At 67.1% G+C, this 18,957-nt stretch carries 22 protein-coding genes; 9 read left to right on the plus strand and 13 right to left on the minus strand.

Annotated elements, in window-relative coordinates; genetic code table 11:
• Positions 1 to 63: 63 nt before the first annotated feature.
• A complete protein-coding gene (locus JNO53_RS06850; RefSeq protein WP_203108960.1) occupies positions 64 to 1,416 on the minus strand; it encodes an OprO/OprP family phosphate-selective porin in 1,353 nt (450 codons plus the stop codon).
• A 188-nt stretch (positions 1,417 to 1,604) separates the two neighbouring features.
• On the opposite strand from JNO53_RS06850, the gene ald reads away from it, so the two are divergent.
• The 3 genes from ald (at position 1,605) to JNO53_RS06865 (ending at position 3,625) form a co-directional block, all read left to right on the plus strand.
• A complete protein-coding gene (gene ald / locus JNO53_RS06855) occupies positions 1,605 to 2,735 on the plus strand; it encodes an alanine dehydrogenase (RefSeq protein ID WP_203108962.1) in 1,131 nt (376 codons plus the stop codon).
• Positions 2,736 to 3,106: 371 nt separating this feature from the next.
• Entirely contained in the window at positions 3,107 to 3,319 is a 213-nt protein-coding gene (locus JNO53_RS06860) for a cold-shock protein (protein WP_203108964.1), read from the plus strand.
• A gap of 75 nt (positions 3,320 to 3,394) precedes the next feature.
• Positions 3,395 to 3,625, plus strand: a complete 231-nt coding sequence (locus tag JNO53_RS06865) for a hypothetical protein (protein WP_203108966.1) — start codon at positions 3,395 to 3,397, stop codon at positions 3,623 to 3,625.
• A 92-nt stretch (positions 3,626 to 3,717) separates the two neighbouring features.
• On the opposite strand, the gene JNO53_RS06870 is transcribed toward JNO53_RS06865, so the two are convergent.
• Genes JNO53_RS06870 through JNO53_RS06880 form a run of 3 tightly spaced genes read right to left on the minus strand, consistent with a single transcriptional unit; the run spans position 3,718 to position 4,909 of the window.
• Complete coding sequence (locus tag JNO53_RS06870) at positions 3,718 to 4,095, minus strand: hypothetical protein (RefSeq protein WP_203108968.1); 378 nt, start codon at positions 4,093 to 4,095, stop codon at positions 3,718 to 3,720.
• 11 nt (positions 4,096 to 4,106) lie between these two features.
• Entirely contained in the window at positions 4,107 to 4,391 is a 285-nt protein-coding gene (locus JNO53_RS06875) for a DUF3175 domain-containing protein (protein WP_203108970.1), read from the minus strand.
• Positions 4,392 to 4,447: 56 nt separating this feature from the next.
• Complete coding sequence (locus JNO53_RS06880; protein ID WP_203108972.1) at positions 4,448 to 4,909, minus strand: PRC-barrel domain containing protein; 462 nt, start codon at positions 4,907 to 4,909, stop codon at positions 4,448 to 4,450.
• Positions 4,910 to 5,032: 123 nt separating this feature from the next.
• Between JNO53_RS06880 and JNO53_RS06885 the strand changes: the two genes are divergently transcribed.
• Entirely contained in the window at positions 5,033 to 5,476 is a 444-nt protein-coding gene (locus tag JNO53_RS06885; RefSeq protein ID WP_203108974.1) for a COG3650 family protein, read from the plus strand.
• A 2-nt stretch (positions 5,477 to 5,478) separates the two neighbouring features.
• Here the strand turns inward: JNO53_RS06885 and JNO53_RS06890 are convergent, their stop codons facing one another.
• Entirely contained in the window at positions 5,479 to 5,811 is a 333-nt protein-coding gene (locus JNO53_RS06890; RefSeq protein ID WP_203109075.1) for a DUF962 domain-containing protein, read from the minus strand.
• Positions 5,812 to 5,870: 59 nt separating this feature from the next.
• Complete coding sequence (locus tag JNO53_RS06895; RefSeq protein ID WP_203108976.1) at positions 5,871 to 7,337, minus strand: S41 family peptidase; 1,467 nt, start codon at positions 7,335 to 7,337, stop codon at positions 5,871 to 5,873.
• 247 nt (positions 7,338 to 7,584) lie between these two features.
• Between JNO53_RS06895 and JNO53_RS06900 the strand changes: the two genes are divergently transcribed.
• The 4 genes from JNO53_RS06900 (at position 7,585) to JNO53_RS06915 (ending at position 10,631) form a co-directional block, all read left to right on the plus strand.
• The gene (locus JNO53_RS06900) at positions 7,585 to 8,187 is read left to right on the plus strand and encodes a YbhB/YbcL family Raf kinase inhibitor-like protein (protein ID WP_203108978.1); all 603 of its coding nucleotides are present in this window, start codon (positions 7,585 to 7,587) and stop codon (positions 8,185 to 8,187) included.
• A 34-nt stretch (positions 8,188 to 8,221) separates the two neighbouring features.
• The gene (locus JNO53_RS06905) at positions 8,222 to 8,473 is read left to right on the plus strand and encodes an SWIB/MDM2 domain-containing protein (RefSeq protein ID WP_119514134.1); all 252 of its coding nucleotides are present in this window, start codon (positions 8,222 to 8,224) and stop codon (positions 8,471 to 8,473) included.
• A 103-nt stretch (positions 8,474 to 8,576) separates the two neighbouring features.
• Complete coding sequence (locus JNO53_RS06910) at positions 8,577 to 9,377, plus strand: DUF72 domain-containing protein (RefSeq protein WP_238401678.1); 801 nt, start codon at positions 8,577 to 8,579, stop codon at positions 9,375 to 9,377.
• Positions 9,378 to 10,631 carry a dipeptidase gene (locus JNO53_RS06915; protein ID WP_203108982.1) on the plus strand — a complete coding sequence of 418 codons (1,254 nt, stop codon included), beginning with the start codon at positions 9,378 to 9,380 and terminating at the stop codon, positions 10,629 to 10,631.
• A gap of 140 nt (positions 10,632 to 10,771) precedes the next feature.
• Here the strand turns inward: JNO53_RS06915 and JNO53_RS06920 are convergent, their stop codons facing one another.
• The 7 genes from JNO53_RS06920 to JNO53_RS06950 all read right to left on the minus strand — a co-directional run bounded on the left by JNO53_RS06920 (position 10,772) and on the right by JNO53_RS06950 (position 17,417).
• The gene (locus JNO53_RS06920; RefSeq protein ID WP_203108984.1) at positions 10,772 to 10,960 is read right to left on the minus strand and encodes a DUF3008 family protein; all 189 of its coding nucleotides are present in this window, start codon (positions 10,958 to 10,960) and stop codon (positions 10,772 to 10,774) included.
• Positions 10,961 to 10,995: 35 nt separating this feature from the next.
• On the minus strand, positions 10,996 to 11,301 hold the full coding sequence (locus JNO53_RS06925) for a hypothetical protein (protein WP_203108986.1): 306 nt from the start codon (positions 11,299 to 11,301) through the stop codon (positions 10,996 to 10,998).
• Positions 11,302 to 11,393: 92 nt separating this feature from the next.
• On the minus strand, positions 11,394 to 12,215 hold the full coding sequence (dapD, locus tag JNO53_RS06930) for a 2,3,4,5-tetrahydropyridine-2,6-dicarboxylate N-succinyltransferase (RefSeq protein WP_203108988.1): 822 nt from the start codon (positions 12,213 to 12,215) through the stop codon (positions 11,394 to 11,396).
• Positions 12,216 to 12,282: 67 nt separating this feature from the next.
• Positions 12,283 to 13,353, minus strand: coding sequence for a phosphotransferase family protein (locus JNO53_RS06935; protein WP_203108990.1), 1,071 nt, complete (start codon positions 13,351 to 13,353; stop codon positions 12,283 to 12,285).
• A 4-nt stretch (positions 13,354 to 13,357) separates the two neighbouring features.
• The gene (locus JNO53_RS06940) at positions 13,358 to 14,449 is read right to left on the minus strand and encodes a Zn-dependent alcohol dehydrogenase (RefSeq protein ID WP_203108992.1); all 1,092 of its coding nucleotides are present in this window, start codon (positions 14,447 to 14,449) and stop codon (positions 13,358 to 13,360) included.
• Positions 14,450 to 14,608: 159 nt separating this feature from the next.
• Positions 14,609 to 15,895, minus strand: a complete 1,287-nt coding sequence (locus tag JNO53_RS06945; protein ID WP_203108994.1) for an acyl-CoA dehydrogenase family protein — start codon at positions 15,893 to 15,895, stop codon at positions 14,609 to 14,611.
• Between the two features lie 85 nt (positions 15,896 to 15,980).
• On the minus strand, positions 15,981 to 17,417 hold the full coding sequence (locus tag JNO53_RS06950) for an MFS transporter (protein WP_203108996.1): 1,437 nt from the start codon (positions 17,415 to 17,417) through the stop codon (positions 15,981 to 15,983).
• Positions 17,418 to 17,625: 208 nt separating this feature from the next.
• Between JNO53_RS06950 and JNO53_RS06955 the strand changes: the two genes are divergently transcribed.
• Positions 17,626 to 18,789, plus strand: a complete 1,164-nt coding sequence (locus JNO53_RS06955; RefSeq protein WP_203108998.1) for an acyl-CoA dehydrogenase family protein — start codon at positions 17,626 to 17,628, stop codon at positions 18,787 to 18,789.
• Positions 18,790 to 18,957: the final 168 nt, after the last annotated feature.

Consider the following 18,957-nt stretch of genomic DNA (forward strand, 5'->3'; position numbering starts at 1 on the left):
TCAGAATCGCATCGCCGATATGGGCGATCTGTGACAAGTGCATGACAAGCGAGGCTGGGCCTCTCAGAAATCGATCTGCGCGCGCACGCCGAAGGCATCGACGCCGTAGGACGTGTCGCCGCCCGCGGCAGGGATGACTGCATCGTCATACTGCATGCGGCCGTAGTTCACCATGAAGCGCGTATAGTCGGTCGGCGTCCAGACGAGCGAGACGGCATAACCGTTCTGCGTTCCGCCGACGATTCCCGCATCGGTGAGGTCGAGATAGTCGTAGCGCAGGTTCACCTGCACCGCGCCGAAGCCGCCCTCTCCAACCGGATTGGCAGGTTTCACCCGGTCGAACGTGCCGCCCTTGTAGCCGCGGGTGTCCCCTTCGGTGAGGAACATGCCGACTTCGGCATAGCCGCCGAAGAACGTCGGGTCCGCCAGCGCGCCGGGGCGGTCCGCCTTCTGCCAGAAGCCCTCGGCCGCCGCGTGGAACGGGCCTGCGATCGCGGCGGTCTCCAGCCCCAGCCCGAGCTCGCTCGCCGCATCGAACGTATCGGTGTCGATGAAGCGATCGTCGGTGAAATGGAGGAATGGCCGCTGGCGGTAGCGCAGCGTCGACCCCGCTTCGTAGTCGGCATAGTGAACAGAGCCGCCGAGATGAAGCTGCGTATTCCCCAGCTTCGGCATGAAGACTGCGCGCCCGTCCGCGCTCCAGTTCTCGTTCGACAGGTCGTCCACGTTGTCGGTGAACAGTCCGCCTTGGACCAGCCAGTTCCGGCCGGCATATTCCGCGGAGAGGCCGACGCGCCGTTCGAAGCCGAAGGCATCGGTGAACGCCGCGCGCTCCATGGTCGAGATGAAGCGGCTGCTGGTCAGCTCTTCCAGACCCTGGAAATTGTTGTGCTGCCCGGCGGAGATCGTCAGCCCGCCGGTGCCGTAGGTGAGGATCGCGTCGGAAATCTCGACTTCGTTGCCCGCGAAATCGACCTCGAACTTGTATCCGAAGCCGCCGGGCATGTCGCCCTCGACCCCCAGGCGCGCGCGGCGGATTTCGTTGCCGAAGCCGTCGTCGACCCCGGTGGAGCCCGGCGCGCCGATCACGCCGGCATCGATCTGCAGGCGGCCGCGCGGCTTGAAGCTCCAGCCGCTTTCGGTCGCGATCACGGGCGCACCCTTCCAGGTGACCGTGGTTTCGTCGCCGCTCTCCGCGACGGGCTCCACTGCCGCTTCCGGGGACGATTCGGCGGGTTCGGCCTCTGCCGCGGCGAGATCCGCCTCGAGCGTTGCGATGCGCGCGGCCATGCGCGCCATCTCGGCCCGCATCGCAGCGAGCTCGCTCTGCATGGCGGCGTCGCCGTCCTGCGCCATGGCGGGCGCGGCGGTGCCGATTGCGATCGCCAGTGCGGAAGCGCGGAGTGCGTATTTCATTTGGGTTACCTGTAACTGACAGTCGTTCGACCAGTGGGTGACGCCGCTATGCCGTTTGTGTGACAGACCAATGACAGCGAAGGGCAAATACGCCGCACGAGCGCCGCGCACCTCCTTCGATCGGGGGCAGACAGCACGCGGCACGGTAGTTACAAGCGCAACGGCGTCGGCAATGAGGAGTTTCATCCATGCGCATCGGCTGCCCCACGGAAATCAAGAATCACGAATACCGCGTCGGTCTGACACCGGAAAGCGCGCGCGAGCTGGTGGCGCATGGGCACGAGGTGTGGATCGAGAGCGGTGCGGGCAACGGGATCGGTGCCGGCGATGCCGAGTATCGCCAGGCCGGCGCCGTCATCAAGGACGGGCCGGAAGCGATCTTCGCTGAGTGCGAGATGATCGTGAAGGTCAAGGAGCCTCAGGCGCAGGAGCGCGCATGGCTGCGCGAAGGGCAGGTGCTCTACACTTATCTGCACCTCGCGCCCGACGCGCCGCAGACCGCCGACCTGGTGAAAAGCGGCGTGACCGCGATCGCCTACGAGACGGTGACGGGCCCGGACGGCTCGCTCCCGCTGCTCAAGCCGATGAGCCAGGTCGCCGGACGCATGAGCATCCAGGCGGGCGCCACCGCGCTGGAAAAGGCGCATGGCGGGCGCGGCGTACTGCTCGGCGGCGTGCCGGGTGTGCTGCCGGCCAAGGTCCTCGTGATCGGCGGCGGGGTGGTCGGCTTCAACGCGGCACAGATGGCGGTCGGACTGGGTGCGGACACGACGATCCTGGACCGCGACCCGGCCGTGCTCGAGCGGGTCGGTATCCATTTCGAAAGCCGCGCCAAGACGCGCTTTTCCAACAAGGCGAATCTGGAGGAGGCGGTCTGCCAGGCCGACCTCGTGATCGGTGCCGTACTGATCCCGGGCGCCGCTGCGCCGAAGCTCGTCACGCGCGAGATGCTCAAGTGCATGCAGCCCGGCGCGGTGCTGGTCGATGTCGCGATCGATCAGGGCGGCTGTTTCGAGACCAGCCGGCCGACCACCCACGCGGAGCCGACTTACGTGGTCGACGATGTGGTGCATTACTGCGTCGCCAACATGCCCGGCGCGGTCGCGCGCACCAGCACTTATGCGCTCAACAACGTCACGCTGCCGCACGCCCTGCAGATTGCCGAGCTCGGCTGGCAGGAAGCGATGCGCCGCGATCCGCACCTCGCCGAAGGGCTGAACGTCCACGCGGGACAAGTGACCTACAAGGCGGTGGCGGACGAGCTGGGGTACGATTACCACCCGATTGGCGAAGTGCTGGGCCGTTCCTTTCAGTCCTGATCGCCCTGTCCGCAGCGCTCGCCGCCTGCGCTCCGGTGGACGAGACTGGGCCCCGGGGGTATCCACCGCGGCCGCATCCGGAGGCCGGGAGTGCCTCTTCGCCCGCTCGGTCATCGGCGCCCGATGCGGAGAAGTCGCCGAGGGCGAGGAGGGGGAGCCGGACGCGCGCGATTAGGTGTTTGGGCGGGTCCGTGCTACAAGAGCCTCGCTGACGTCGAAAACTGCGACGGACTTCGGCTTTTGACGACCGCCGCTTGCCCTCGGGGCCCCGGCGCAAACCAGACGACGACTTCCTTTCATTTGACGACCCGACGCACGACCCAACGGCAATTTCGCCCACGGGCAACATCGTTCTTTGAAAGGAACACCCCATGGCCAAGACTGGCACCGTAAAGTTCTTCAACGCCGACAAGGGCTACGGCTTCATCCAGCCCGACGACGGTTCGGGCGACAGCTTCGTGCACATCACCGCCGTCCAGGCGGCGGGCATGCAGACGCTCGATAAGGACCAGCGCCTCAACTACGAACTCGAGCGCGGTCGCAACGGCAAGGAAAGCGCGGTCAACCTTTCCGCCGCCGACTGATCCCGTTCGCCGGGCGCGCCCCTCTTGCGGCGCGCCCGGCGCATCGCCTCATTCCTTCAACCGGGTGGACCGCCGATGAGCCAGACGTTCGAATTCTACGATGCCCGCGCGAAGGAATCCGCTGCCGAGGCCAAGGCTGCGGCGCTCGATAACGTGCGCGAGCGCGCTCTCCGGTCCGAAGCGACCTGGCGGGCGCTGGCCGATCAGGCGCGCGCCGTGGCCGAAGAACGCGCCAAGGTCGAACAGCAAAAAGCCGCCCGCCGTGCCGAGACGACGCACGCGGACGAGGTTGCCGTCACCAACTGATCCGAACCACCGGCCGATCAGCGCTCGGCGCAGAAAGCCTGCACGACCTGCGCCGTGATCCACCGGCTGTCGGTCGAGGGCGCGCTGCACGTTCAGTTAGGCCAGCGGGCTCGTTCGATCCGTACCTCCGGCATGGGTTCCACCGGTTCCCAGCCCCGTTTCGCGATCACATCGTTGCTTTCGTGTGCTTCGCGGCCATCGGCGAGGGACCAGGTGATGTGATAGGTCCCGCCGGTCGGGCGTTCGGTCGTTCCCGCCAGTTCCACCACCAAGGCCTCGACACCCATGCCGTCGTCCGCCCGGCCGACGATCCTCGCGCGATCGGTGTCGGGGAGTGGAGGCGCGCCCTCCGCACGGCCGAAGGTGATGTGGTCGGCGACGGCCTCGGCGTAGCGTGGCGGGAAGCGCGCGAGCAGGCCGGCACGATCGGACGACGCGAGCTTCCAACCTAGCCAGGTTTCCTGCGCCACGCTCCCTCCGCTCAATCGCTCCCGGGCTCGCGTCCGAACAGCTTGCGGAGCTCGTCCTTCGCGTCTTCGAGCACGCGCTTCTGCTTCGCGTCGAGCCCCTTGCCGGCGCGGTTGATGTAGAAGGTCAGCATCGACATCGCCGAACCGTAAGGGTCCGCCTTGCGCCGCTTGCTGCGCTCAGCCGAACGCTTGAGCGATTTCGCGACCTCCTTCGGATCGTCTTTGGTGAAGACGCCTTCCTCCAGATCGAGCGCGTCCGAATGCTCGGTGACGTCCTGCGACCATTTCTCGGTCATCGCCGTTCTCCTGCCTTCGGGCCAAGGGGAAGCCGGGGCCCGGGGCCGGGCCGAGCCTACTGCGCGGGCGTGGTCGCCGCTCCGGTCGCGGCGGCACCCCCCTGTCCCATGTCGGCGTCGGGCAGGTCGGCGAGTTGAGCGGCGGTCATCGTCGTCGAAAGATCGACATCGTCGCCCATGGTCTTGGGAGTCAGGCCGTCGATCGGCACCACGACGTAACGGTCGGGATTGCTGTCCTCTACCTCGACCAGCAGGCCTTCGACCGCGCCGGCAGAATCGCGGCGCACTTGCTCGACGTCGCCCAGATCGGTGCCGTCGGCGGCGACGAGATCGGCTTCGAGCAGTTGCGCCTCGGTCAGGCCGAGCGCCGCAACGGCGTTGCCGGCCGCAACCGCGCTGGCTTCCGCCTGCTGTTCGACCTGATCCTCCACCCGATCGGCCTCGCGCTCGGCCTGGGAATCGCAGGCGGCGAGCGCCGCAAGGGCGAACGGGAGCGCGGCATATGTGGCAAGCTTCATGGTGATATCCCTCTTGGTAATGGCGATCCACCTGAACAATCCGCCGCACCCGCACCGGTTCCGGCACGGGAGCGCAAGTTGCGGGCGCTGGCAATCGCCGGTCTACGGGTATAGGCAGGGCGGATGACCCGTCCGCTTCTTCTCGCCGCCGCTCTCGCTCTCCCGCTGGCCGCCTGCCAGCCAGGGCCGGAGGGGCCGAACGGCACCACCCGCGACACCGCCGGGGACGCCTTCTCCGCCATCGGGCCGGAGGAGACCGTACAGTTCACCGGCACCGAGCCCTTCTGGGGCGGCAAGGTGGCCGGCAGCACGCTGACGTATTCGACGCCCGAGAACGTCGACGGCATGACGATCACGGTCGAGCGGTTCGCGGGCAACAACGGCCTCGGCTATTCGGGAACGCTGGAAGGGCGGTCGTTCGACATGGCGATCACGCCGGGCGAGTGTTCCGACGGGATGAGCGATCGCACCTACCCGTTCACTGTGACGCTGAAGATCGGGGAAGAGCAGCGCAGCGGCTGCGCCTGGACCGAGAAGACGCCCTTTACCGGGCCTGAGCACCCCTAGGTTTACGGCCTGACGCCGGCCTTCTCGAGCTCCGGCCCGAGCCGGCGGGTCAGCCAGAGCCACCACATCCGGAAGTCCGCCGCGAGGCTCCACAGCGGATAGGTGAACGTCGCCGGGCGGTTCTTCTCGACCCCGAAGTGCGCGACCCAGGCGAAGAAGTATCCGGCCACCGGCAGCGCGAGCAACCACCACCAGCGCCCTGTGAGAACCGCAAACGCCGCGATCAGCACGACGAGCGTCGTGCCGACGTAGTGCAGCGCCCGCGTGCTGGGCTTCGAATGCTCGCGCAGGTAGAATGGCCAGAACGCGGCGAAAGTGGTGTAGGCGCGCGCCATGCCGGCGATCATGCCACGCGTCCGGTCCCCAGGCAACGCGGCAGCGCCGCCGCGCCGGATCAGAACAGGCCGGGCACTTCGCGCTGCGCCGGCGTCGGTGCCTGCGGCTGGAGCACTTCGCGGCGCGAGGTGATCGGCCGGGCCGTCGGGTCCTGCCGCATTGCCGTCGCGTCGGTCCCGCTGATCGGGCTGCACACCGCCGCTCCGCCGCGCAGGAAGGCAAGCGCCTGCGCGACCGAGGCCTCGTTCGGGTCGCCGAGTTGGGTGAAGATGTCGTCGCTGGCACGGCAGGTGACGGGCACCACGCCCGCCAGGCCGGTGAAGTATTCGCCCTGATGGTCGGCGTTCTCGGTCTTGAATGCGACCACGCGCAGGCGGTCGTCGCACTCTGCCTTGTCGAACCCGTATTGACCGACCGGCTTGCCGTAGGTGTTGGTCCCGACCAGCGCCATGTTGGTGCCGAGGTAGGGGATGAAGGCGTTGGTCACCAGCTCGCTGGCCGAAGCCGTGCCGCCGGTACCGATGAAGGCGACCTTGGTCGGCGCGATGGCCTGCGCCTGGCTGCCGAACAGGTCGGTCTCGTTCCTGTCCGACTTGGAGGGGCGCAGGGTCGTGTGGCTGAAGACCTGGCCGACATGGGCGCGTCCCATCAGGTCGCCCATCAGCTCGGCGATCGCGACCAGCCCGCCGCCGTTGTAGCGGAAGTCGACGATAACCTCGGTCACGCCCTGCACGCGGAAGTCCTCGAACGCGGCGCGGAGATCGGGATCGGCCGGATCGATGAAGGTTCGCAGATTGAGGTAGCCGACCTTCTTCCCACCATCGTCGATGATCTTCGCGCCGTAGCGGTCGGACACGGGATCGAGCGGAAACTCGGCCTTGGTCACGGTGATCTGCCGCTCGGCACCGCTGGTCTCGCGAATGCGGAAGACGCGCTGCAGGCCGGCGTTGGACGCGCCGAGAGCGTTGATCACGGCCTGCGGCCCCCCGCTCGCCATCAATGTCGAGATGCTCTGCATCGAGGAGGCGCTGGTGCCCACCGCCAGCAGCTCGACGCCGCGGTCGAGGCCCTGGGGCAACCCGGGGCCGCCCTCGAATCCCTCGATCACGAACACCCGGTTGCTCGAGGTGTCGTAGCCGAGCCGAACGCCGAAACCGGCGCTCGATCCCGATTCGTAGAACGCTTCCTCCTCCGCGATCGAGGTGATGTAGGTGAAGTAGCGATCCTTGGCCTGCGCGCGGGCCGGGGCGACCAGCGCGTCGATGTAGGACTGCAGATCGTTGAAGTTGTTCTTGTTGACGTTCGTGTTCAGCAGATCGGGGAACAGGTACCATTCGTCGAGCACCGCACGCACGAAGTCCTGCCGGGCCGAAAGCGAACATGCGGAAGAGGTCGGGGTAGGTGTCGGCGTCGGTGTCCCCCCGATCGGACCGCCACCGCTGCCCCCCGAATTGCTTCCTCCGCCGCCGCAGGCGGCGAGCGATGCCGCCAGAACGATGCTCAGCGCGGTGCGACCTCTGTCCACGATATCCCCTCCCGATTCTGTTCCTGGCCTGCCCGATTTCGGGTCTCGACCGTACGCCGAGGATGCCCCGACGTGCCGCCGCAGGCAAGAACCACAGAGCCCGCGATGCGAAAACACATGATTTTCAGGCCGAAATGCGGCGAAAAGGGCGTCTGATCGGTGGAAAACCCTCCTTTTGCCCTATGCCGCCCTCGCGGGTGAGGCACATTCCCCCTAGATTGCCCCGCCGATGACAACAGGAGCCCAGATGTCGAATGCCGCCCCTTCCTGGCTAGCCGGAGCGATCGAGGGTTCGGGTCCGGGCGACGGAAAGCTGACGATCGCGCGTCTCGTCGACGAACGCGGCCTCGGGCGCGGCGGGTTCACGCTGTCGAGCCCGGCTTTCATGGACGGGGGCGAACTGGATCCCTCCTTCACCGCCGACGAGGAAGATGCCGTCGCGCCGCCGCTCGAGTGGACCGCGCCGCCGCCCGGCACGATGGAACTCGCGCTGGTGGTGGAGGATGCGGACGCGGCGGGAGCCGAGGCGCCGTGCCACTGGCTGGTGTGGGGCATCGCCGGCCAGCGCGGCAAGCTGCTCGAGGGCGAGGTACCGCCGCGGGTGGGCAAGAACGCGCACCGCAATTCCGAGTGGCTCCTGCCCGAACCGCCGCGCGAGGACGGCGCGCACCGTTACGTATTTCAGCTCTTCGCGCTGGACCTGCCGCTCACGCTCATGCCGGGTGCGGGGCGGGACGAACTGGTCGCGGCGATGGAGGGCCATGTGGTTGCGGCAGCCGTGCTGACGGGCAAGTACAAGCGCCAGTCAGAGGATGCCGGGGGCGAGCCCTGGGACGACGATTTAGTGTAACCTGCAACAAGCCAAGAACAGGAAAGGACCTAAGATGGCTGGCAAGAACAATGCACTGCAGAAGCCGGTGAATCTCTCATCGGATCTCGAGAATGTCGTGGGCAAGGGGCCGATGACCCGCGCTCAGGTGACCTCGAAGGTGTGGGACTACATCAAGGCCAACGGTCTTCAGGATTCCAAGGACAAGCGGATGATCAATCCCGATGCCAAGCTCGGCGCGGTGATCGGGAAGGATCAGATCTCGATGTTCAAGATGACGGCTGCGGTCTCCAAGCACCTCAGCTAATCGCGTATTGCCGGCGGCGGAGCGGCTCGTCCGCTGTGCCGCCGGCACACAGCTTTCCACCGGCGGATTGGCCGAACCCGTTCGTCATGGCATGAGCAATGGAATGACGATCCGGACTGGAATCGGCGGCTGGACCTATCCCGATTGGCGCGGAGGAGCCTTCTATCCCGAAGGGCTGCGCCAGGCCGACGAGCTCGCCTACGCCTCGCAGCGCGTCGGGGCGATCGAGATCAACGGCACGTTCTACCGCCTGCAGAAGCCCGAGAGCTTCGCCAAATGGCGCGATGAGACGCCCGACGGCTTCGTCTTCACGCTCAAAGGTTCGCGCTTCGTAACCAACCGCCGGGACCTGTCGGAAGCGGGCGAATCCGTCGCCAAGTTCGTCGGGCAGGGGATCGTCGAACTGGGCGACAAGCTGGGCCCGCTGCTCTGGCAACTGGCCAAGACCAAGCGCTTCGACCCCGACGAGATACGCGCCTTCCTCGCCCTGCTGCCCGCCGAGCACGAGGGCGTGCCGCTGCGGCATGCGATCGAGGTCGGGCACGAGAGCTTCGCCTGCGCGGAATTCGTCGACCTCGCGCGAGAGGCTTCGGTCGCGATCGTCTGGTCGGAAGACGAAGGACGCGCCGAGATAGCCGATCGCACGGCCGACTTCGCCTACTTGCGGTGCCAGAAGATGCGCTCCGAATGCCCGACCGGCTACGACGAGGACGGGCTCGACCGGATTGCAGGCATGTGCCGTTCGTGGGCGGAAGGACATGCGCCGCAGGGCTTGCCGCACGTCGGCCAGCGTTCCGAAAGCCGCGACGGCGGCGGGGATGTTTTCGCATTCATGATCAACGGCGCGAAGGAACGCGCCCCGGCGGCCGCAATGGCGCTCGCCGAGAAACTCAGGGGGTCGTAAATGAGGGTTGCCTGTCTGCTGCCTGCCGCCGCGCTGCTGGCGGCATCGAGCCTTTCCGCGCAGTCGCCCGAAGCGGTGGCAGAGGCCGCGCTCGAGGCGGCGCCGGTGTTCGACGGGCACAACGACGTGCCGATCCAGCTCCGCGGGCGCTGGGGGAACATGATCGGCGACTTCGATTTCGTCGATACCACCGACACCGGGCCCGAACATGCCGAGCAGCGCACGATGCACACCGACCTCAACCGGTTGCGCGAGGGCAAGGTCGGCGCGCAGTTCTGGTCGGTCTACGTCTCCGCGGCGCTCGAGGAGCCCGAGGCGGTCCAGGCGACGATCGAGCAGATCGACGTGACCCGGCGGCTGATCGACCGCTATCCGGGCGATCTCGCGCTGGCGCTGACCGCCGACGATGTCGAGGCGGCCGTCGCCAGGGGCAAAATCGCCTCGCTGCTCGGCATGGAGGGCGGGTATTCGATCGGGTCGAGCCTGGCCGTGCTGCGCCAGATGTACGCGCTCGGCGCGCGCTACATGACGCTGACGCATTCGCGGAACCTGTCATGGGCCGATTCGGCGACCGATGCCCCGGAACATGGCGGCCTCACCGATTTCGGCCGCAACGTGGTGCGCGAGATGAACCGCCTCGGCATGCTGGTCGATCTCAGCCATGTCAGCGAGCAGACCATGCAGGATGCGCTCGACGTGGCGGTCGCGCCGGTGATCTTCAGCCATTCGGGCGCGCGGATGATCAACGGCCATGCGCGCAACGTGCCCGACAGCGTGCTCCGGCGGCTGCCCGAGAACGGCGGCGTGGTCATGGTCGTGGCGCTGCCCGGCTACGTCAGCGAGGAGGCGCGCCAGTGGTACGCCCGCCAGCAGGCGGAGGACGCGCGCCTCTCGACGCTATGGCAGGGGCAGCCCGACAAGGCCGAAGCCGCGCTTGCCGAATGGGAGCGCGCCAATCCCGAGCCGAAGGCCACGATCTCCGACATGGCCGACCATATCGACCATATCCGCAAGGTGGCCGGGATCGACCACATCGGGATCGGCGGCGATTACGATGGCATGGATACAGGGCCCGTCGGGATGGAGGACGTTTCCGGCTATCCGGCGCTGTTCGTCGAACTTGCCCGGCGCGGCTATAGCCAGGAGGATCTGGAGAAGATCTCGATGCGCAATGTGCTGCGCGTGATGCGCGCGGCCGAAGCGGTTGCTGCGGCGCAGGCGGATCAGCCGCCTATCGAGACGCCGGTGGGCTGACGGGCGGAGCGATCAGGCCCGCTCAATCGTCATCCCAGCGCAAGCTGGGATCGCTCTCCTCCAGGTCGGACATCGCGGCACCCGATCCCGGTTTGCGCCGGGAGGACGGCGACGCGAAGGATAAGGGCTTCCGCTCGCGCTCAGTCCTTGGACTTCTTTTCGGGCAGCCCCTTGCGGTCCGTATCCGCCAGTTCCTCGAGTTCCTTCTCGCTCATCGAATCGTACATGCCTTTCGATGCGCCCTTGAGTTCGGAAACCTTGGTGTCTCCGCGCTTGGCGGAGAGCGCCGCGCCGGCGGCTTTCTGCTGTGATTTCGACTTGGCAGGCATCTTGCGACTCCTTTCCTGTCAGTCGGGTCAGGGGCTCAGGTTCCGACCCGGCCGGGTTCGTCCGCCGGGCTGTCGCCGCCTTCGGGGGCGTCGATCTCGTCCACCCGGTCGTCGACGATACTGTCGGTACCGGTATCGCGTTGCGTGGCCTCGATCCGCCCCTCGACGGTGGCCTGGCTTTCCACCTCATCCTGCGTCAGCGCGCCGGTGACCCAGATGATGGTGAGGAAGGCGATTGCCAGGAACGTGCCGACGATCAGCACCCAGCGTACGACGCCTTCCTTCGAGCCGCCGCTCGCCTCGGTTTCGTTCATGTGAACTTCGTCGCCCCGACGTTCCATTGCTCTCGCTCCCGCAGACTGTTGCCCGACCCGTTGTGGTTCGGAAGAAACTACGTCTGGCGGGCGCCAATGTTCCTGTCGGGGCGGGCGGTTCAGTCGCGCAGAAGCTCGTTGATCCCGGTCTTTTCCCGCGTCTGCGCGTCGACAGTCTTCACGATCACCGCACAGGCGAGCGAGGGGCCGCCGTTCGGATCGGGCAGCGTGCCCGGCACGACCACGGAATAAGGCGGGATCTCGCCGCGCGTGATCTTGCCGGTCGCGCGATCGACGATCTTGGTCGACTGGGTGATGAACACGCCCATGGCGACCACGCTGCCTTCGCCGACGACTACCCCCTCCACGATTTCGGAGCGCGCGCCGATGAAACAGTTGTCGCCGATGATCGTCGGGTTGGCCTGCAGCGGCTCGAGCACGCCGCCGATCCCGGCGCCCGCGGAGATGTGGCAGCTCCTGCCCACCTGCGCGCAGCTACCGACCGAGGCCCAGGTGTCGATCATCGTGCCGTCGCCGACATGCGCGCCGATGTTGACGAAGCTCGGCATCAGCACCACGCCCTTGCCGATATGGCTGCCGCGCCGCACGATCGCGCCGGGAACGACGCGGAAACCGGCGGCGGCGAAGCGGGCGTCGTCCCATCCGGCGAACTTGCTCGGCACCTTGTCGTAGGCGGGGGCGCCGACCGCGCCCTCGATCACGGCATTGTCGCGCAGGCGGAAGGAAAGCAGCACGGCCTTCTTGAGCCACTGGTTGACCTTCCAGCCTCCCTGGCCGTCCGGCTCGGCGACGCGGGCCTGGCCGCTGTCGATCAGCTCGATCGCCGCTTCGACCTGCTCGCGGATCTCGGTCGAGTGCGGGTCGACGTCGGCGCGGTTCTCCCATGCGGCTTCGATGGCGGTTTCGAGTTCGGCTGACATGCGGCGCTCCGGTCGGTTGATAAAGGCGCCCGGCTGCTAGCCCGGCGCGACCGGGGCGGCAAGAAAGCTAATCTAGCCCCGCCGCTTGCGCGAACTCGTAAGCCCGTTCGACCAGCGGCTTCACCCGCTCCGACATCTGCTTCGCATGGGCGGAGGAGGCAGTGCCATCGATCACGCGCTTCTTGATGCCCTGCATGATGCCGGCGAGGCGGAAGAGGTTGTAGGCGAAGTACCAGTCCATCGGCGGCACCGGATAGCCGGTGCGCGCGACGTAGCGCTCGACTGCCTCGTCCACTGTGGGAATACCGAGTGCCTCCAGATCGAGCCCCAGAAGCCCCGCGCGCCCGTCGGTCGGGTTGTACCAGTTGAGCATGAGATAGGCGAAGTCCGCGATTGGATCGCCGAGCGTCGACAGTTCCCAGTCGAGCACCGCGATCACGCGGTTTTCGCCGGGCGCGAAGATCATGTTGTCGAGGCGGTAATCGCCATGAACGACGCTCGATTCGTGCTGCGGCGGGATCGTCTCGGGCAGCCACTCGATCAGCCGGTCCATCTCGGGGATCGTCTCGGTTTCGGAGAGGCGATACTGCTTCGTCCAGCGGGCGATCTGGCGGGCGCAGTAGTCGGTCGGCTTGCCGAAGTCGGAGAGGCCGATCGCGTCCGGGTCCTTCAGATGAAGGTCCGCCATCGTGTCGATCATCGCGTGATAGATTTCGCGGCGCTCGCCGGGCGTATTGTTCGGCAGGGCGCCGTTCCACAGGCTGCGGCCATCGGCGAGGCTCATGACGAAGAACTTCGCGCCGATCACCTCCGGGTCTTCGCACAGGCCGTAAGGGCGGGGCACCGGGAAGCCGGTGGGGTGGAGCGCGGCCATCGCGCGGTATTCGCGGTCGACCGCATGGGCGCTTGGCAGCAGCTTGCCGAACGGTTGGCGGCGGAGGACGTAGGATGCGCCGGGGGTGTCGACGCGGTAGGTCGGGTTCGACTGGCCGCCCTTGAACTTGGAAAGCGTGAGCGGGCCTTGGAAGCCCTCGACGTTGACCGCCATCCAGGCGGTCAGCGCTCTCTCGTCGAGCTTATCGCGATCAGGCACTGCGACGGTGCCGACCATTTCCTTTTCGTAGTCGATCTCGGTCATGTTATCAGTCGAACACCACCACGCTGCGCGCGCTGTGGCCGGCGCGCATCTTGTCGAAGCCCTCGTTGATCGCCTCGAGCGGGATGCGCTCGGCGATGATCGTGTCGAGGTCGAGCAGCCCGCGCATGTAGAAGTCGACCAGGCGCGGCAGGTCGACCGGGAAATGGTTCATCCCCATGATCGCGCCCTGCAGCTTCTTGCCCGAGAGCAGGTCCATCGCGCCGAGCCCGACCTTGCAGTCGAGCGGCATCATGCCGAGGATGGTCGCTGTGCCGCCGCGGCGGAGGACCTTGACCGCGAGGTCGGCGCTGGCCTGCCGCCCGACCGCCTCGATCGCGTGGTCGACGCCGCCGCCCGAAATGCGCACGATCTCCTCCACCGCGTTATCGGCCAGCGCATCGACGGTGTGGGTCGCGCCGAGGACTTTGGCGAGCTCGCGTTTCTCGGGCAGGGGATCGACCGCGATCACCTTGCCGGCACCGGCGATCCGCGCCGCGTTGACCGTCGCAAGCCCTACGCCGCCGCAACCGATCACCGCGACCGCCTCGCCCGGCACGACCTTGCAGGCGTTGAAGATCGCGCCCGCGCCGGTCGTCACCGCGCAGCCGATCACCGCCGCGCGATCGAGCGGCATGTCCTTGTCGATCGCGACGCAGGCATGCTCGTGGATCAGCATCTGTTCGCTGAAGGCCGAGAGGTTGAGCATCTGGTTGACCATGCCCGAACCGTCGGCGCGGGTGATGCGCGGCGTATCGGTCGGCGCGCGGCGCGTGTCGCCGCCGAGGCACAGCGCCATGCGGCCGGTGACGCAGAACTCGCAGTGCCCGCAGAAGGCGGAGAGGCAGGTGACGACGTGATCGCCCGGCTTCACCGTCCTCACCTCGCTCCCGACCGCGCGCACCACGCCGGCAGCCTCGTGCCCGGGCACGCAGGGCAGGGCATGCGGGTAGGCACCGTCGATGAAGTGCAGGTCCGAATGGCACAGGCCGCACGCCTTGGTGTCGATCAGAACCTCGTGCGCGAGCGGATCGGCCAGCGCGACCTCGCCGATGACGAGGCCGTTGCCGGGTTGCTCGAGGATTGCTGCCTTGGCCATTCGTCTTCTCCCTTGGTCCTCCCCTCCTCTTCAGAGGAGGGGAGCGAGACTTGGGTCTGCGCAGCAGGCCCTAGTCGCAGCGGGGGGGTGCTTGTGGCGCTCGCTACGCTCGCCACCACCCCCAACCCCCTCCTCTGAAGAGGAGGGGGCTTTTTGGCGTTACCGCGTCGCGCCCACGTCGCCCGAGCTCATCGTGTCGCTGCCCGGCTGCGGCGCATGCTTGGCGAACTCCATCCGCGCGATCGAGCGGGCGTGAACTTCGTCCGGCCCGTCGGCGAGGCGCAGGGTGCGCTGGTGGGCGTAGGCTTTCGCCAGTCCGAAATCCTCCGAAACGCCGCCGCCGCCGTGGGCCTGGATCGCATCGTCGATGATCTTGAGCGCCATGTTCGGTGCCTGGACCTTGATCATGGCGATTTCCTGCTTGGCGGACTTGTTGCCGACCTTGTCCATCATGTCCGCCGCCTTGAGGCAGAGCAGGCGCGTCATGTCGATGTCGATGCGGGCGCGGGCAACGCGTTCCTCCCATACCGAGTGCTTGTAGATCGGCTTGCCGAACGCCTCCCGCTCCTGCAGCCGCCGGCACATCTTCGCCAGCGCTTCCTCGGCGACGCCGATCGTGCGCATGCAGTGGTGGATGCGGCCCGGGCCGAGGCGGCCCTGCGCGATCTCGAACCCGCGCCCTTCGCCGAGCAGCAGGTGATCGGCGGGCACGCGCACGTCCTTCAGCGCGATCTCCATATGGCCGTGCGGCGCATCGTCGTAGCCGAAGACGGGCAGGTGGCGCTCGATCGTGACGCCTTCGGCATCGAGCGGCATGACGATCATCGACTGCTGCTGGTGCCGCTGAGCGCCGAGGTCGGTCTTGCCCATGACGATCGCGATCTTGCACCGCGGATCGCCCGCGCCCGACGACCACCACTTGCGCCCGTTGATCACGTAGTGATCCCCGTCACGCTCGATCCGCGTCTCGATATTGGTCGCATCCGAGCTGGCGACGCGCGGCTCGGTCATCAGGAAGGCGGAGCGGATCTCGCCTTCCATCAGCGGCTTCAGCCACGCATCCTTCTGCTCGCGCGTGCCGTAGCGGTGGAACACTTCCATGTTGCCCGTGTCCGGCGCGGAGCAGTTGAAGACCTCGCTCGCCCAGCCGATCCGGCCCATTTCCTCGGCGCAGAGCGCGTATTCGAGGTTGGTCAGGCCCGGCCCGTCGAATTCGAAGCTGTCGTCGACGTGGCTGAGCTGGCCCTGCGGCGGCATGAACAGGTTCCAGATGCCCTGCGCCTTGGCCTTGGCCTTCAAGTCCTCGACGATCGGGATGACCTTCCAGCGGTCGCCCTCGGCGTCCTGCGCGGCATACGTGCCGACGTTCGGGCGGACGTTGGCTTCGATGAAGTCGCGCACGCGGTCGCGCCAGTACTGCTGCCGTTCGGTGGGTTCGAAGTCCATGTCCGCTCAATCCTCTTTCGTGTCTCTCGATTCCGTTTCACGGCGAAACTGGCAGAGCCGCATGGCCCCGCCAAGCCGCAATCTCTCAGGGCGCCGTGCCGCTCGCGTCGATGTCGCCGCGGGCCGCGGCGTCGAGCGTGGCCAGGCGCGCTTCGTGATCGGCCCGGTCGATCGGGAACCGCGCCAGCCACCAGGCGGAGAACGTGCCCAGAAGCGCGATCATGATGCAGTACTGCACGATGACGCTGTCGATGATCGGTGCCGCCACGGCCCCTGGCGTCGCATCGGTCGGCAGGCCCGAGATCGAGATGATCAGGCCCGCCAGCAGGATGCCGACGCCGGTGGCGCATTTCTGGACGAACCAGTTGCCGGAATAGAACGCCGCCTCGGCCCGCCGCCCGGTCCGCTCCTGAAACGCCTCGACGATCTCGGCGACCATCGAGGAGGCCGAGATGAGCACCATGACGCTGAGGCTGTTGCTGACGAGCACGAAGGCGAAGAGCAGCGCGGTCGAGGCCGTGCCGCCGACCTCGGGCCACAGGCCGAGGAGTCGCAGGCCGTAGGGGATGAGCCAGAAGATCATCGCCAGCACGGTCGTGACGGATGCCACCCTGATCTTGCCGAACCGCCTGTGCAGCGTGCCGAGCAGGAGAAACGCGACGACCACGCTGGCGAGGAGCACGAAGGGATAGATCGCCAGCGCGCCCTCGGTGAATTCCCACACGAAGTAGAACAGGTAGTTCGACAGCGCGAAGGTCATCCCCTGACTGATATATGCTGCCACCGCGCCGAGCGCGAAGATCAGGAACGCCCGTTCGGAGAAGGACTCGATGATCTCCGCGAACGCGACTTTAAGGCTGAACGGGGGCGGCTTGGTCTCGGGGTAGCGGGCCACGAACCGGTGCTGGCCCAGGGCCGAGATCAGCGAGGCGGCCACGATCGTGATCGCGCCGACAAGGCCGTAGACCTCGTAGCCCTCGCGGTCGAGCAGCCCGTCGCGCAGGAACACGCTGTAGGTCAGGAACAGCAGCCCCAGCCCCCCCGTCCAGCCGAACAGGTAGCGGAAGCGGAACAGCGTCGTGCGCTCGTCGTAATCGCGCGTCAGCTCCGGCACGAGCGCCACCGAAGGCACTTCGCAGGCCGAAAGCAACAGGCGGATCAGCACCGCCATGCCGAGCAGCAGCGCGAAGCTGGGCGGCCCCTCGACCGGCGGCGACCAGAGGACGTACCAGGCGATCCCGAGCGGGATCGGCGCGAGATAGAGCCACGGCAGGCGCCGCCCCCAGCGGGTGTAGGTCCGGTCCGAGAGGTTGCCGAGCAGCGGATCGACAAAGGCGTCGACGACCAGCGCGATCACCAGCGCGAGGCTGACCAGCCACGCCTCCATCCCCAGCACCAGGTTGTAGAACGTGAGCAGGAAGACGGAAAAGCCGTTGTCCTTCACCCCGAAGGCGATCGAACCGAACCCGTTCGCGAGCTTGATCCGCAGTGGCAGCGGGCCGGTTCTGTCAGCCGTGGTCATCGTAAAATCGCATGCGGGCCTCTCCTCCCGGAAATTCGCGCGCAGCTTACGGGAACGTAAAGCCCCGTCAACGCGCTCGTGGTGACGCTACGGCATCGGGCGAAAACACGTTCGCGCTTGCGGCGACGGGCCGAATCACCTTAACCTGCACGTAAACCGGCAGCACTCGAGCGCCGCCGCGATCTTCCCGAGAGGAGCCCCGATTCCCATGTCTGATCTCGACACGTTCCGCGCGGAAACCCGCGCCTGGCTGGAAGCCAACTGTCCGCCCGAAATGCGCGAACCCGTGCGCGACGACGAGGACGTCTACTGGGGCGGCCGCAACGCGACCTTCAAGAACGACGCACAGAAAGCCTGGTTCGAGGCGTGCCGCGACAAGGGCTACACCGTCCCCGCCTGGCCGAAGGAATACGGCGGCGCAGGCCTCTCGCCGGCGGAGGCCAAGGTCCTGCGCGAGGAAATGGCACGGATCGGCGCGCGCCCGCCGCTCTCCAGCTTCGGCATCTGGATGCTCGGCCCGGCCTTGCTCCACTTCGGCACCGAGGAGCAGAAAAAGAAGTACCTCAACGAGATCGCCCGCGGCGAAATCCGCTGGTGCCAGGGCTATTCGGAGCCGGGTTCGGGCAGCGACCTCGTCTCGCTGCAGACGTTCGGCGAGGACAAGGGCGATCACTGGGTCGTCAACGGCCAGAAGATCTGGACCTCCTACGCCGACAAGGCCGACTGGATCTTCTGCCTCGTCCGCACCGACAAGAACGACAAGTACCGCGGCATCACGTTCATGCTGTTCGACATGGAAACGCCGGGCGTCTCGACCAAGCCGATCCTGCTGATCAGCGGCAACAGCCCGTTCTGCGAGACCTTCTTCGACGACGTGAAGGTGCCCAAGGACCAGTTCGTGGGCGAGATCAACCGCGGATGGGACGTCGCCAAGTACCTGCTCGGTCACGAGCGGGAGATGATCTCGGGCGCCGATAGCTCGGAGCGAGGCGCGGGGATCGGTGCGATGCTCAAGCGCCAGACCGGGGAGCTCGATCCGGTGCTGCGCGCCGAGCTGGCGATGTTCGACGTCGACGCGCTCGCCTTCTCCGCGATGGGCGAGAAGTTCCTCGACGAGGTCAAGGTCGGCAAGGCGCACCCAGCGCAGCCGAACATGATGAAATACGCCGGAACCGAGCTGAACAAGCGCCGCCACGAGCTGGTCATGGCGGCGGGCGGTTCCACCGCGCTCGAATGGGAGAGCGAGGAGACCGACGGCGGCAAGCCTGCGCGCAGTTGGCTGCGGACCAAGGCGAATTCGATCGAGGGCGGCACCAGCGAGGTGATGCTCAACGTCATTTCCAAGCGCATCCTGGAGCTGCCGGGGGCGTAAAAGCCCTCTCCCCTTCAGGGGAGAGGGTTGGGAGAGGGGGCATCGCGCCTCCATTGGAATTGTCATTATTGAGGGCCGGGGGAGGGGGGGGGGGGGGGGGGGGGGGGGGGGGGGGGGGGGGGGGGGGGGGGGGGGGGGGGGGGGGGGGGGGGCGGCGGGAGCGGGACC

This window comes from Altererythrobacter sp. C41 (assembly GCF_016803135.1).
Classification (GTDB): Bacteria; Pseudomonadota; Alphaproteobacteria; order Sphingomonadales; family Sphingomonadaceae; genus Pelagerythrobacter.